This is a genomic window from Streptomyces sp. NPDC050997 (genome assembly GCF_040660135.1).
Classification (GTDB): domain Bacteria; phylum Actinomycetota; class Actinomycetes; order Streptomycetales; family Streptomycetaceae; genus Streptomyces.
On sequence record NZ_JBFAGK010000009.1, the window covers coordinates 110,641 to 123,311 of the forward strand.

11 protein-coding genes are annotated in these 12,671 nt (G+C 71.3%); 8 read left to right on the top strand and 3 right to left on the bottom strand.

Annotated elements, in window-relative coordinates; translation table 11 throughout:
* Positions 1 to 55 precede the first annotated feature (55 nt).
* The 4 genes from AB0H86_RS21775 (at position 56) to AB0H86_RS21790 (ending at position 4,631) form a co-directional block, all read left to right on the top strand.
* Entirely contained in the window at positions 56 to 1,621 is a 1,566-nt protein-coding gene (locus tag AB0H86_RS21775) for an SDR family oxidoreductase (RefSeq protein ID WP_362440962.1), read from the top strand.
* A gap of 72 nt (positions 1,622 to 1,693) precedes the next feature.
* Positions 1,694 to 3,067 carry a deoxyribodipyrimidine photo-lyase gene (locus AB0H86_RS21780; protein ID WP_362440965.1) on the top strand — a complete coding sequence of 458 codons (1,374 nt, stop codon included), beginning with the start codon at positions 1,694 to 1,696 and terminating at the stop codon, positions 3,065 to 3,067.
* A 187-nt stretch (positions 3,068 to 3,254) separates the two neighbouring features.
* Entirely contained in the window at positions 3,255 to 4,055 is an 801-nt protein-coding gene (locus AB0H86_RS21785; protein ID WP_362440968.1) for an anti-sigma factor, read from the top strand.
* 135 nt (positions 4,056 to 4,190) lie between these two features.
* The gene (locus tag AB0H86_RS21790; protein WP_362440971.1) at positions 4,191 to 4,631 is read left to right on the top strand and encodes an SPW repeat protein; all 441 of its coding nucleotides are present in this window, start codon (positions 4,191 to 4,193) and stop codon (positions 4,629 to 4,631) included.
* A 124-nt stretch (positions 4,632 to 4,755) separates the two neighbouring features.
* On the opposite strand, the gene AB0H86_RS21795 is transcribed toward AB0H86_RS21790, so the two are convergent.
* Positions 4,756 to 5,493: a phosphotransferase gene (locus AB0H86_RS21795; protein WP_362440974.1), complete on the bottom strand. Its 738-nt coding sequence runs from the start codon at positions 5,491 to 5,493 to the stop codon at positions 4,756 to 4,758.
* Between the two features lie 130 nt (positions 5,494 to 5,623).
* Here AB0H86_RS21795 and AB0H86_RS21800 point away from each other — a divergent pair, with 130 nt between their 5' ends.
* A complete protein-coding gene (locus AB0H86_RS21800; protein ID WP_362440977.1) occupies positions 5,624 to 5,887 on the top strand; it encodes a GlsB/YeaQ/YmgE family stress response membrane protein in 264 nt (87 codons plus the stop codon).
* Positions 5,888 to 5,981: 94 nt separating this feature from the next.
* Here AB0H86_RS21800 and AB0H86_RS21805 read toward each other — a convergent pair whose 3' ends face one another.
* Together AB0H86_RS21805 and AB0H86_RS21810 are read right to left on the bottom strand one after the other, a co-directional pair.
* Positions 5,982 to 6,758, bottom strand: a complete 777-nt coding sequence (locus AB0H86_RS21805; protein WP_362440980.1) for a GNAT family N-acetyltransferase — start codon at positions 6,756 to 6,758, stop codon at positions 5,982 to 5,984.
* A gap of 167 nt (positions 6,759 to 6,925) precedes the next feature.
* A complete protein-coding gene (locus AB0H86_RS21810) occupies positions 6,926 to 7,747 on the bottom strand; it encodes a chaplin (RefSeq protein ID WP_362440983.1) in 822 nt (273 codons plus the stop codon).
* Between the two features lie 296 nt (positions 7,748 to 8,043).
* Between AB0H86_RS21810 and AB0H86_RS21815 the strand changes: the two genes are divergently transcribed.
* The 3 genes from AB0H86_RS21815 to rox all read left to right on the top strand — a co-directional run bounded on the left by AB0H86_RS21815 (position 8,044) and on the right by rox (position 12,661).
* Entirely contained in the window at positions 8,044 to 9,645 is a 1,602-nt protein-coding gene (locus AB0H86_RS21815; protein WP_362440986.1) for an alpha/beta hydrolase, read from the top strand.
* Positions 9,646 to 9,786: 141 nt separating this feature from the next.
* Positions 9,787 to 10,884, top strand: a complete 1,098-nt coding sequence (locus AB0H86_RS21820) for a chemotaxis protein (protein ID WP_362440989.1) — start codon at positions 9,787 to 9,789, stop codon at positions 10,882 to 10,884.
* A gap of 232 nt (positions 10,885 to 11,116) precedes the next feature.
* A complete protein-coding gene (gene rox, locus AB0H86_RS21825) occupies positions 11,117 to 12,661 on the top strand; it encodes a rifampin monooxygenase (protein ID WP_362440993.1) in 1,545 nt (514 codons plus the stop codon).
* Positions 12,662 to 12,671 lie beyond the last annotated feature (10 nt).

The following is a 12,671-nucleotide window of genomic DNA, read 5'->3' on the forward strand; positions in this document are numbered from 1 at the left end:
GGGGGATCAGTGGAAGAGATCGCGGGAGCAAGCGAAACCGAGGGAACGAGGCCTGATGAGCACGGACGACTCCGGATCGGCCTCCGGACCGAGCTCCGGACCGGGGCTGCGCTGTCTGGTGACAGGAGCCACGGGGTACATCGGCGGCCGGCTCGTTCCGGAACTGCTCGCCGCGGGGCACCGGGTGCGCTGTCTGGCCCGCTCCCCCGGGAAACTGCGCGACCATCCGTGGGCGGGCGACGTGGAGGTGGTGCGCGGTGACGTCACCGATGCCGTGTCGGTCGCGGACGCTCTGCGGGACATCGACGTCGCCTACTACCTGGTGCACGCGCTGGGCACGGGCGGCGACTTCGAGGAGACCGACCGGGCGGCGGCACGCGTCTTCGGCGAACAGGCCCGGACCGCCGGAGTGCGGCGCATCGTCTATCTCGGCGGTCTCACGCCGGCGGGCGTGCCCGAGCGGGAGTTGTCGCCGCATCTGCGCTCCCGCGCCGAGGTGGGCCGCGTCCTGCTGGACTCGGGCGTCGCGACGACCGTACTGCGGGCCGCGGTGGTCATCGGCTCGGGCTCGGCGTCCTTCGAGATGCTGCGTCACCTCACCGAACGGCTGCCCGTGATGGTGACGCCGAGCTGGGTGCGCACCCGGATCCAGCCGGTGGCCGTACGGGACGTGCTGCGGGCGCTGGTCGGCAGCGCGCGCATGCCGGGCGAGGTGAACCGGGCCTTCGACATCGGGGGGCCGGACATCCTGACCTACCGGGACATGATGACCAGGTACGCCTCGGTCGCCGGGCTGCCGCGTCGCGTGATCGTCCCCGTCCCCGTCCTCACCCCCGGCCTCTCCAGCCTCTGGGTCGGGCTGGTGACCCCCGTGCCTCCGGGGATCGCGCGGCCGCTGACCGAGTCGCTGCGCCACGAAGTGGTATGCCACGAACACGACATCGAGCGGTATGTGCCCGATCCGCCCGGGCACCCCGTCGGCTTCGACGAGGCCGTCCGGCTGGCGCTACGGCGGGTCCAGGACGCCGAGGTGGCGACCCGGTGGTCGTCCGCGTCGGTTCCGGGCGCGCCGAGCGATCCACTGCCGACGGACCCCGACTGGGCAGGCGGCAGCCTGTACACGGACCGGCGGGAGCTGACCGTGGACGCCTCCCGGGACGCCCTGTGGCGGGTGATCGAGGGGATCGGCGAAGAGAACGGCTGGTACTCCTTCCCGCTCGCCTGGGCGGTGCGGGGTCGGCTGGACCGGCTGTTCGGCGGGGTCGGTCTGCGTCGGGGGCGCCGGGACGCGGCACGGCTGCGGGTGGGGGACTCGCTGGACTTCTGGCGGGTCGAGGAGATCGAGCGCGGCCGGCTGCTGCGGCTGCGGGCGGAGATGCGGCTGCCGGGTCTGGCCTGGCTGGAGATGTCCGTCGAGACGGATGACACCACCGGCGGCGAGGGCCCCACGCGCTACCGCCAGCGCGCCCTGTTCCATCCGCACGGCCTGCTGGGCCACCTCTACTGGTGGGGCGTCTCGCCCTTCCACGCGGTGGTGTTCGGCGGCATGGCCCGCAACATCGCGAAGGCGGCGGCCCGGGCACCGCTCACCCCGACGGGTGAACGTGCATCCGGCGGCTGATCACCACATCCGCGGAGGTCCTGGTCCTCAATCCTCGTCCTCGTCCTCGGCCTCATCCCCGGAGCACGCGTCATGAACGTCTCGGTCGTCCTGTTCACCTCCGATCTGCGGCTGTACGACCATCCGCCGCTGCGGGCGGCCGGCGTCGGGGGCCGCCAGGTGGTGCCCCTGTTCGTGCGTGACCGGGCCGTGGACCGGGCCGGGTTCGCCGCCGCCAACCGGCTGGCGTTCCTGGCCGACTGTCTGCGGGACCTCGACGCCGGTCTGCGCGAGCGGGGCGGCCGGCTCGTGGTCCGTTCCGGGGACGTCGTCGAGCAGGTGTGCGGGGTGGCCGCCGAGGCGGACGCCGACGAGGTCCACATGGCGGCCGACGTCAGCGGGTACGCGCGTCGGCGCGAGGAGCGGCTGCGTCTCGCCCTGGAGGCCGCGGGGCGCCGACTGCACGTCCACGACACGGTGACCACGGCCGTCGCACCGGGGGCGGTCACACCGGCGTCCTCCGACCACTTCGCCGTCTTCACGCCCTACTTCCGGCAGTGGTCCGGTCAGCATCTGCGTGACACCCTCGCCGCACCCGGCTCCGTACACGTTCCCGGCGGCATCGGCTCCGAGTCGCCGCCCGCGCGAAGCGACGTGTCGGGGGTGTCGGAGGGGCTGGCCCGGGGCGGCGAGCGGGAGGGCAGGAACCACCTGTCGGCATGGCTGCGCCGTGGTCTCACCGAGTACGGGGACCAGCACGACGACCTCGCCGGTGACGCCACCTCTCGGCTGTCGCCGCATCTGCACTTCGGCACCCTCTCCCCCGTCGAGCTGGTTCATCGGGTGCGCCGCGTCGAGGGCCCGGGCGCCGAGGCCTTCGTACGGCAGGTGGCCTGGCGCGACTTCCACCGTCAGGTCCTCGCCGCGCGGCCGGACGCCGCCACCGCCGACTACCGCACGAAGCACGACCGTTGGCGGTCCGGCCGCTCGGCGCAGGAGGACGTGGCGGCCTGGAAGGAGGGCCGCACCGGCTATCCGGTGATCGACGCGGGGATGCGCCAACTGCGCCATGAGGGCTGGATGCACAACCGCGCCCGGCTGCTGACCGCCTCCTTCCTCACCAAGACGCTCTACGTCGACTGGCGCGTCGGCGCCCGGCACTTCCTCGATCTGCTGGTCGACGGCGACATCGCCAACAACCAGCTCAACTGGCAGTGGGTGGCCGGAACCGGCACCGACACCCGCCCCAACCGGGTCCTCAACCCCGTCACCCAGGCCAAGCGCCATGACCCCGACGGTGCGTACGTACGGCGCTGGGTGACCGAACTCGCGGGCGTGCAGGACTCGTCGGTGCACGAGCCCTGGAAACTCGCAGGCCCGGACCGGGCGGCGCTGGACTACCCGGACCCGATCATCGACCTGGCTGACGGGCTGGCCCGCTTCAAGCGGGCCCGTGGTCGGGACTGAGGACCTCAGCCGGACGCGTTCTTCGGCGTCCGACCAATCCACCCGGCGTTCGGCACCGTATTACCTCCGGTAATGCCGCCCCCCGTAAGGACCCCTGTGAAAGAAGTTGTGCACTTCGGCAGACAACCGCGCTCACCCGTCCCCTCGGCACGGGCAAGACCCGGCCGCGCGACTGTCTGGCGGTGACGTGATCACCGCGGACCCGCACATCCTGACGGGTGCGTACGCCCTGCACGCCCTCGACGCCCACGAGCGCGAGGTGTTCGAACTGCACCTCGCGGACTGCGAAGCCTGTGGCCTGGAGGTCGCCGGCTTCGCCGCTGCCTCGGCCCGGCTCGGCCTCGCCGTGTCCGTGCCGCCCCGGCCCGTCGTCCGGGAGGAGGTGCTGCGCCGGATCACCGCGGTGCAGCAGGAGCCGGCCGGACACGCGGCCGCCGCCCTCCCGTCAGGCCGGGCGGTCCGGGCAGTCCGGGCAGTCCGGGCAGTCCGGGCAGTCCGGGCAGTCCGGCGGGGACGCCGCTTGTCGCACTGGGCGACGGCCGCTTGTCTGGCCGTGGCGGCCGTTCTCGGCGGGACCGTCGGGTGGCAGTACGACCGTGCCGAGGACGCCCGGGATCGGGCGCGGCGGGCCGAGCAGAGCACCGAGGCGCTGGCCGCCGTGCTCGCGGCTCCCGACGCGAAGGCCCGTACATCGCCCCTGGCGGGCGGCGCGCGGGGCACCGTCGTGGTCTCGGCCCGCCTGGACGTGGCCGTGTTCGTGGCGTCCGGGATGGCCGAGCCGCCCTCGGGCGAGGTCTACCAGCTGTGGTTCGACGACGACGGGCGGATGCGTCCCGCGGCTCTGCTGGACCCGCACCGGTCGAGTCAGTCCGTGAAGCTGACGGGCGCCGTCGACGGGGCCTCCGGCATCGGCATCACGGTCGAGCCGACAGGCGGTTCGGACGAGCCCTCCTCGGACCCGGTCGCCGTGCTGCGGCTCCCGGCCTGACACCGACGCGAGAGAGGGCGTACCCGGCCCCGACCTCTACACATAAGGACCAAATAAGCGCAGAATGAACCTACGCGGCGCTTACCGCATACCGCACCAGACGCGGTCAGGCCAGCAAGTCAAAGGAGACGAGTCATGGCCAACGTCTCGCATACCAGGGGTGACATCACCGCCCACCCTGATGCTTCGGAAATGCGGGAGCGCTACGCCCGCATGCTCGGCGGTCGCGATGTGGCCTTCGTGGACGGGCCGGTGTTCCTGCTTGGTCTGTACTGCGCGGTGTCCCCGTGGATACTCCACTACACGACGAGCCAGCCCGACCTCGTGACCCACAACCTGATCGTCGGCATAGCGATCGGTCTGCTGGCCCTCGGCTTCACCCAGACTCCGGAGCGCATGTACGGCCTGAGCTGGGCCATGTGCGCCCTGGGCGTGTGGATGATCGTCTCGCCGTGGATCGTCGGCGACAGCCCGGACGCCGGGGTCGTCTGGAACAACGTCATCATCGGCGCCCTCGCAGTGATCCTGGGGCTGATGTGCACCGTCACCGCGACGAGGAGCACCCCGAAGCCGTAGGGACCCACAGGAGACGAAAGCCAGGGAAGAAACACACGAGGGTCGGCCCGCGCACCGCGGGCCGACCCGTTCGCTTGCGCGGACGCCGGTCGCCCCATACCCCGGCCCGCCCGCCGCGGAGGCGTCAGCGCGGCGAGTCCTCCAACTCCTGCCGGTGCCCGGCGACCCACCTCCAGGCGCCGCGCACCTCGTCGACGGCCCCGGCCGTTCGCAACCGGACCATGGCCGGCTCGCCGCGGTCCGCTCCGGCCTCGATGCCCCGCCAACACCGGTCCTGCCACCACAGGATCGTGTCGACGAGGTCGTCTCTCCGGTCGAGGCCGTAGGCGTCGCAGATCAACCGCATCCGGCGGGCCGCCTCCGCCGGGGCGCCCGCCCCCGGGCCCAGATCCAGGTACTGCCAGCACACATGGGCGACATCGTGAATGCGCTCCCCCGGTGCGGCGAGGTCCCAGTCGATGAAGGCCAGCGGGCGCCACGCGTCGCCTTCCACGGCGTACACGGTGTTCTTCGGGGCGAGGTCGTTGTGACACACGACGTCCCGGTCGCCGGCGAGCGGGGTGTCGTGTGTGAGGTCGTGGAACGCGCGAACGAGCCGGGCCACCCGTACCAGGCAGGCGTCGGCGCGGGCGGCGTTGCGCTCCGGCGGCATCAGGGCCGCCCGTCCCTCGATGTGGGCGAACACCTCCCGTCCCCGCTCGTCGGTGCCGAGGTGGCGCGGGGCGCCCGTCCATCCCCGCCGCTCGAACAGCGTGAGCAGGTCCCTCACGTAGTCCCGCCGTGGGGACGGTGTGCGCCGCACGGTCCCGCCGACCCGCACCACCTCATTCACCGCACCGCCGCCGAGTACCGACTCCTCCACGTGATCCCCGCCTCTCCTCGTCGTCGCGCCTCGAAGGCTATGGGTGACGAGCGCCTCGCGGGGCCGGACTGTCCCCGGCTCCAGCGGGCATCCTCATGGATGCGGGGGCCTTGACAAGGAGGGGGCGGAGATGGAGATCGACGGCATCATCAGTGCCATCGTCATCGGCATCGTCATCGGTGTCCTGGGTCGGCTCGTGGTCCCGGGGCGCCAACGCATCGGAATCCTCTGGACGATTCTCGTCGGCATCGCCGCCGCGCTGATCGGCTCGGCGCTCGCCGGCGCGTTCGACGTGTCCGACACGAACGGCGTGGACTGGGTCGAGTGGCTCATTCAGATCGGCCTCGCCGCCCTGGGCGTGGCCGCACTGGACCGGTCGCGGGCTCGCCGCTGACGCCGTCCGGCGCGGGAACGGCGGAGACGGCCTGACGTACGCCGGACAGGCCATGAACGGCGTGGATTCCGCACGTACGCGTACGTGGCGTGGACTACGGCACGTACGTGTACGGCGTCGTCGTGGTGAGCGGCTGGAAGCCGAGGCGTTCGAGGATGGGGCGGCTCTGGCCGGAGGCGTCGACCTGGAGGTAGCGGTAGCCGCGGGACACTGCGGCGCGGGCCCGGTGGGCGACGAGCGCGCGGTAGATGCCCCGGCCACGCCAGGCCTCGACGGTGCCGCCACCCCACAGGCCCGCGAAGCGGGTGCCGGGGACGAGTTCCATACGGGCGGCGCTCACCGGTGTGTCACCGGCCAGCGCGACGACGGCGACGACCGTGTCCGGATCGTCCGTCAGCCGGGCGAGCAACTGGTGTCTCAGCCGGGAGCTGTCGGTGCCGAACGCCTTCTCGTGCACGTCCGCGACGAGATCGACGCCGGCCCGCTCGGTGACCGGCAGCAACCGGACGCCCTCGGGCGGGTCGACGTCCAGGGTCAGATCGGCGACCTCCGCGATCATCAGTGTCTCCTCGGGCTCGGGCGTGAACCCGGCGGCCCTGAGACGCTTACCGAGGTCCACCGGCAGGTCGTGGCCATAGAGCTTCCACTCGAACTCGTTCCCGATACCGGAGTAGTGGGCGATCTGCTCGGCGATCGCCGCGTCGGCGGACGCCTCGTCGAGGTCGGACCAGACGACACCGTTCCAGCCCTGGGCGGAGGCCACCTGGCGGACCACCCGCCCCACCCGCTCGATCCGGGTACCGGGACCGTCGGGCTGTGCGCCCTCGCGCATGTCCCGGTCGTACAGGGCGAGTACCGCGGTGTGATCCATGCGGTCACTCCACCATCAGGACGCGTTCACGGCAACGCCGTTTACGGCCGCGCACGGACCGCGGCCGCGGGCGAGGCGCAGAGCCGCGGCCCGCTGCCGGATCCACTGGTCGTGTTCCCGGCGCGGCGGGCCCGCCGATGCTTCCGTGGAGTGAGTGAGGCAGGTGGTCAGCGTGCCGCCTGCGGCCGATAGCGCCGGTACACGATCGCTCCGCCCAGGATGAGCGCGGCACTGCCGAGGACGGCGGGCGCGGTCCGGTCGGCTCCCGTGTGGGCGAGGGCGCCCGTGACGTGCTGCGGCGGGGCCGACCGCCGGCCGGGGTTCGCCTTCGGCGGGGGCGGCCTGTGCGCCGGCCGCACCGGGAGGTCGGGGCGGACGGGGCGGTCGGGCACCGTCGGGCTGTCTTCCTGGGTGTTCACGGACTCGTTGCCCACGGCCGCGTTGCCGACGCCGATCACGTTCACGCTGTTGCCGATGAGGTTCACGGGCAGCTCGACCGGGAGCTGGACGCCGCTTCCGGAGAGCACGCCCGACGAATCGATTCCGCCGCCGCTCGCACTCGCCCCGCCTCCATGCCTCCCCGCACCGCCATGCGTGTACGCACCGCCATGCCTCCCCGCACCACTGTGCGTGCCTGCACCGCCGTGCGCGCCCGCACCGCCGTGCGTACCCGCCCAGCCCCGTGACTCCGCGCCGCCGTGCGCTCCGGCCCAACCCCGCGCGTCCCTGCCGCCGGGCCCATACGCCGACCCGCCGCCGCTCCCGTTCCCGCACCTGTTGCCGGCTGCGGGGTTGAGCAGCCCCACCACGTTCACCGTGTTCCCGCACAGGTTCACCGGGGCGTGCACCGGGACCTGGACGGTGTTGCCGGAGATCAGCCCGGGCGAGCCCACCGCGGCGCCGTCCGCGGAGGCGCCAGGGGCCGCGAACGCGGCGGGCACCGGCGCGGCCACTGCCATCGCCCCCGAGGCGGCGGCGACGGCGATCATCCCGTTTCGGGTAACCCGTTTCATAGGGTCCCTGCCTTCCAGACATGGTCGCGGGCACTCACCCGCACCGGATAAAACGGCGGGTGAAGCAGCCGAGTTATGGCTTATCTGCCTTTCACCCCATCGAGCGTCATGGTTATCGAACGGGCGGCAAAGCCGTCGTATGCGCGCAGAAATGGCGCAGGGTAGGCCCGGCGCCGCGATCCCGCTCGCCCGGAGGCGCGCCCTGCGGGGTCCGCCTATCGTGATCGAGGGCGCCGCTCCCCGGTCCGCGACGGGCGCCCCTGGAGGCATCGATGCTGGCCAAGCTGTCGACGCGGTCCACGGTCCGGCGCTGCGCGATCACCTCGGCGGCCGGGCTGGCCCTGCTCGGCGCGGGGCTTCCGACGGGGTCGTCGGACACCTCCGCACCCGATCTGTCGCGGTTCTACCGCCAGAAGGTGGCGTGGGCGAAGTGCGAGGGCGTGGAGATACCCGAGGATCTCCAGTGCGGGAAGGTCACCGTCCCCCTCGACTACACCAAGCCGCGGGGCGCCACCCTCGATCTCGCGCTCGCCCGCTATCGGGCGACCGGCCCCTCACGTGGTTCGGTGCTGCTGAACTTCGGCGGGCCCGGTGGCGCGGGAGTCGCCGAACTCGCCGCCGGGGGCGACGACCTCATGGACCTGACGAAGGGCTACGACGTGGTGTCCTTCGACCCTCGCGGCGTCGGCAGGTCCTCACCGGTCAGCTGCGGCGACGCCACCGCGGACTCCGCCCTGGTGACGAACGAGGACACCGATGTCACCGACGATCCGAAGGCCGTGCTCGAACGTGCACGCGAGGCGGCCGTCGAGTGCGCGAAGCACTCCGGGCAGGTCCTCCCGTACATCGGCACGGTCAACGTCTCCCGCGACTTGGACGTGATACGCCAGGCCCTCGGTGACAAGAAGCTCAACTATCTGGGCTTCTCCTACGGAACGCGGCTCGGCGCGGTGTACGCGGCCCAGTTCCCCGAGAGGGTCGGCCGGTTGGTGCTCGACGGTGTGGACACGCTCACCGAGCCGCTGTCCGAGCAGGGCCTCGCGGGTGCCGCGGGACAGCAGCGAGCGCTGGAGGACTTCGTCAACTGGTGCGTGGGGGACATCGCCTGTCCCCTGGGCACCGATGCCCGCTCGGCCCGGGAGGAGGTCGTACGGCTTGTCGCGTCGCTCGACGAGAACCCGGTGCCGACGGACTTCGGCGAGGATTTCACCGGGCAGGATCTCGTCGGCGCGATCAGCCAGGGGCTCTACAGCGAGGAGTTGTGGCCCTCGTTGGAGCGGGCGCTCGCCTCCCTGGTCGAGGACGGGGACGCCCGGGCGCTCCTCGGGTTCTCCGGCGGCGGGTCCGGGTCCGGGTTCCGGGCGTCCGGCGTGCGGGTCCGCGCGGGGGCGGGCGGTGGTCTCGTCGACGAGGACGACGTGCCCGCCGACAATCTTCCCGCGGCGCTGATGGCGATCAACTGCGCGGACGATCCGGACCGCCCCGACGCCGACCGGATCACCCGGGACCTCGGCCGGTTGCGCGCCGAGTACGAGCAGGCCTCCGCGGTCTTCGGCCGCTACCGGCTCACCGAGTACCTCATGTGCTACGGCCGTCCCAAGGGCACCGACTACATCCGCGAGGAGGTCCGCGACGTACCCACCGCCAAGATGCTCCTCGTGGGTACCCGCGGCGACCCGGCGACGCCGTACCGCTGGACCGTGGAGACGGCTCAGCGGCTCGGCGACTCGGCCGTGGTGCTCGACAACAAGGGCGAGGGACACACGGGTTACGCGTCCTCCAAGTGTGTGCACCGAAAGGTCGTCGCGTTCCTGCTGTACGGCTTGCTCCCGCCGGACGGCAGCTCCTGCGGCCCCGAGGACGTCCGCGACTGACGTACGGCGGTGCGGTAGCCGTCGGCCACATACGACTCCGGGCGAGGGTGTGGGCCAGGTCCGGGCGTGGATCATCTCTCCGGGACTTCCGGCCTGATTGCCCCAAATGCCTGATCTTGTAATCGGTCCTATGGTGCTGATATGGAGCACGCACTCAGCACCGCGACCCTCACCGGACTGCGCCGCCCGCGCCCCTATCCCGCGGTGTCCGTGCTGACGCCCACGCATCGCCGCGAACCCGACAACGCCCAGGACCGGGTCCGGCTGCGCAACGTTGTGGCCGAGGCCAAGCGGCAAGTGGAGGCCGATCCGGCGGTTCCCCGGGAGCGGCGTATGGATGTCGCCCGGCAGCTCGACCAGGCCCTCGCCGAGGTGGATCTGGCGCACGCCGAGGACGGCCTGGTGATCTACGCCGCTCCGGGGGAGCACCAGGTGTGGTCGCTGGCCAGGCCCGTGCCTGAACGTGTGGTTCTCTCCGACACGTTCCTGACCCGCAACCTGGTCTCCGCGCAGGCCGCCGAGCGCCCTTTCTGGGTGCTCTCGGTCTCCGCCGACCGCGCCACCCTGTGGAACGGCGGCACGGACCGTGTCTCCGAGGCCCTCGCCGGTGACTTCCCCCTGGCCAGGAGCCGCGACAACTTCGACGCCGAACGCCAGGAACGGATCGGCGACCTGCCCAGCACCTTCCAGGACGAGGACACCCGCCATTTCCTGCGCGCGGTCGACACGGCGATGAGCGCGGTGCTGCGCGACGACGAACGGCCGCTGTACGTGACCGGTGAGCCCGCCGCGCTCTCCGTCCTGGACCAGGTCGGCAGCGTCATCAAGGAGGCCGTCCATCTGCCGCACGGCGGGCTCGCCCACGGCACCCCCGAGGCCGTGTGGCAGGCGGTCCGGCCGTCGGTCACCGCCGAGGCCCACAAGATCACCGACACAGTGGTACGCGCCCTCGAATCGGCACGGGGGCACCGGGCGTTCGCGGCCGGCGTCGACGAGCTGTGGCAGAGCGCCCGGGAGGGCCGCGTGCGCTTGCTGGCCGTCGAGGAGAATTTCCGGGTGACGGTGCGTGACGACAGCGGCGACCATCTGGTCCCAGCCGTGAGCGGCGACATCGACGCCCGCGAGGACGTCGTGGACGAGATCGTCGAACAGTGCCTGGAGACCGGCGCCGACGTGCGGTTCGTACCGGACGGCGCCCTGGGCGACGCCGACGGGATGGCGGCTGTCCTGCGGTACTGATCTCGCCCATGGTCAGACACCGTCGGAGTCGTGATCACGTGGCTGGGAAAAGGGTTGGACGCAGTGATGCGCGGGCTTGTAGCTTGCGGTGGAACGTGACACCGCCCGAGGAGGTGAGACCCATGAACGCTGTATCGATGTGGGTGCTCCCCCTTCCCGTCACGGTCGGGCGATTGACGTAGGTGTCGCCGGGAGTGCCTCGCCAACAAGGCACTCCCGAAAGGCAACACCTATGCATTCTCCACAGTTCACCGCCGAGCCGTCGTCGAACGACACGGCCGAGCGCGACGTCACCGTGGGCGACGTCCCCGGACTCCGGTCGTCGGCCTCCGGCGCCGATCGCGCGCCCCTCATGTTCGACGTGATCATTGCCGGGTGCGGGCCGACCGGCGCGATGCTGGCCGCCGAACTACGGCTGCATGATGTGCGGGTACTCGTTCTGGAGAAGGAAACCGAGCCCGTTTCGTTCGTCCGCATAGTCGGTCTGCATATTCGCAGTATCGAGCTGATGGCAATGCGCGGACTGCTGGATCGCATTCTCGAACACGGAAGGCAGCGTCCGGCCGGCGGATTCTTCGCCGCCATCAACAAACCCGCGCCCCAGGGCCTGGATTCCGCGCACGCCTATCTGCTGGGCATCCCGCAGCCGGTCATCGTTCAGCTGCTCGAAGAACATGCGACGCGACTGGGTGCGCAGGTCCTGCGCGGTCGTGCGGTGGCCGATTTCGAGCAGGACGACGAGGGCGTGACCGTCGAGCTGGCCGACGGCGAACAGCTGCGTTCGCGCTATCTCGTCGGCTGTGACGGCGGGCGCAGTACGGTACGCAAACTGCTCGGCGTCGGATTCCCCGGTGAGCCCTCGCGGACCGAGACGCTGATGGGCGAGATGGAAGTGGGTGTGCCGCGGGAGGAGATCGCCGCCAAGGTGACCGAAATCAGCGAGACCAATAAGCGATTCTGGCTCAGGCCCTTCGGCGAAGGTGCCTACAGCGTCGTCGTCCCCGCCGCGGGAGTCAGCGATCGCACGGAACCACCCACCCTCGAGGACTTCAAACAACAGCTGCGTACCATCGCCGGAACCGATTTCGGCGTGCACTCCCCGCGCTGGTTGTCCCGCTTCGGGGATGCCACCCGGCTCGCCGAACGCTATCGGGTCGGGCGGGTGCTGCTGGCCGGCGATGCGGCACACATCCATCCGCCCACCGGCGGACAGGGCCTCAACCTGGGGGTTCAGGACGCATTCAACCTCGGCTGGAAACTGGCCGCACAAATCCGCGGCTGGGCGCCAAGAACACTGCTGGACACCTACCAGGCCGAACGCCATCCGGTCGCCGAGGACGTGCTGGACAACACCCGCGCCCAGATGGAACTGCACTCCACCGAACCGGGCCCGCAGGCCGTGCGCAGGCTGCTCACCGAACTGATGGACTTCGACGAGGTGAACCGCTATCTGATCGAGAAGATCACCGCGATCGGCATCCGCTACGACTTCGGCGCAGGCCCCGACCTGCTCGGCCGCCGCCTGCCCGACATCGACGTGAAACACGGCCGCCTCTACGGTCTGCTGCATCGCGGACGCGGCCTGCTGCTGGACCGCACCGGACGCCTGACCGTCGGCGACTGGTCGGACCGGGTCGACCACCTCGCGGATCCCACTGCGGTACTGGATGCTCCGTGCGTCCTGCTACGCCCCGACGGCCACGTCGCCTGGATCGGCGACGATCAGCAGGACCTGGACGACCACCTCTCCCGCTGGTTCGGCAAGCCCGCCAACTGATTTCGCCTGA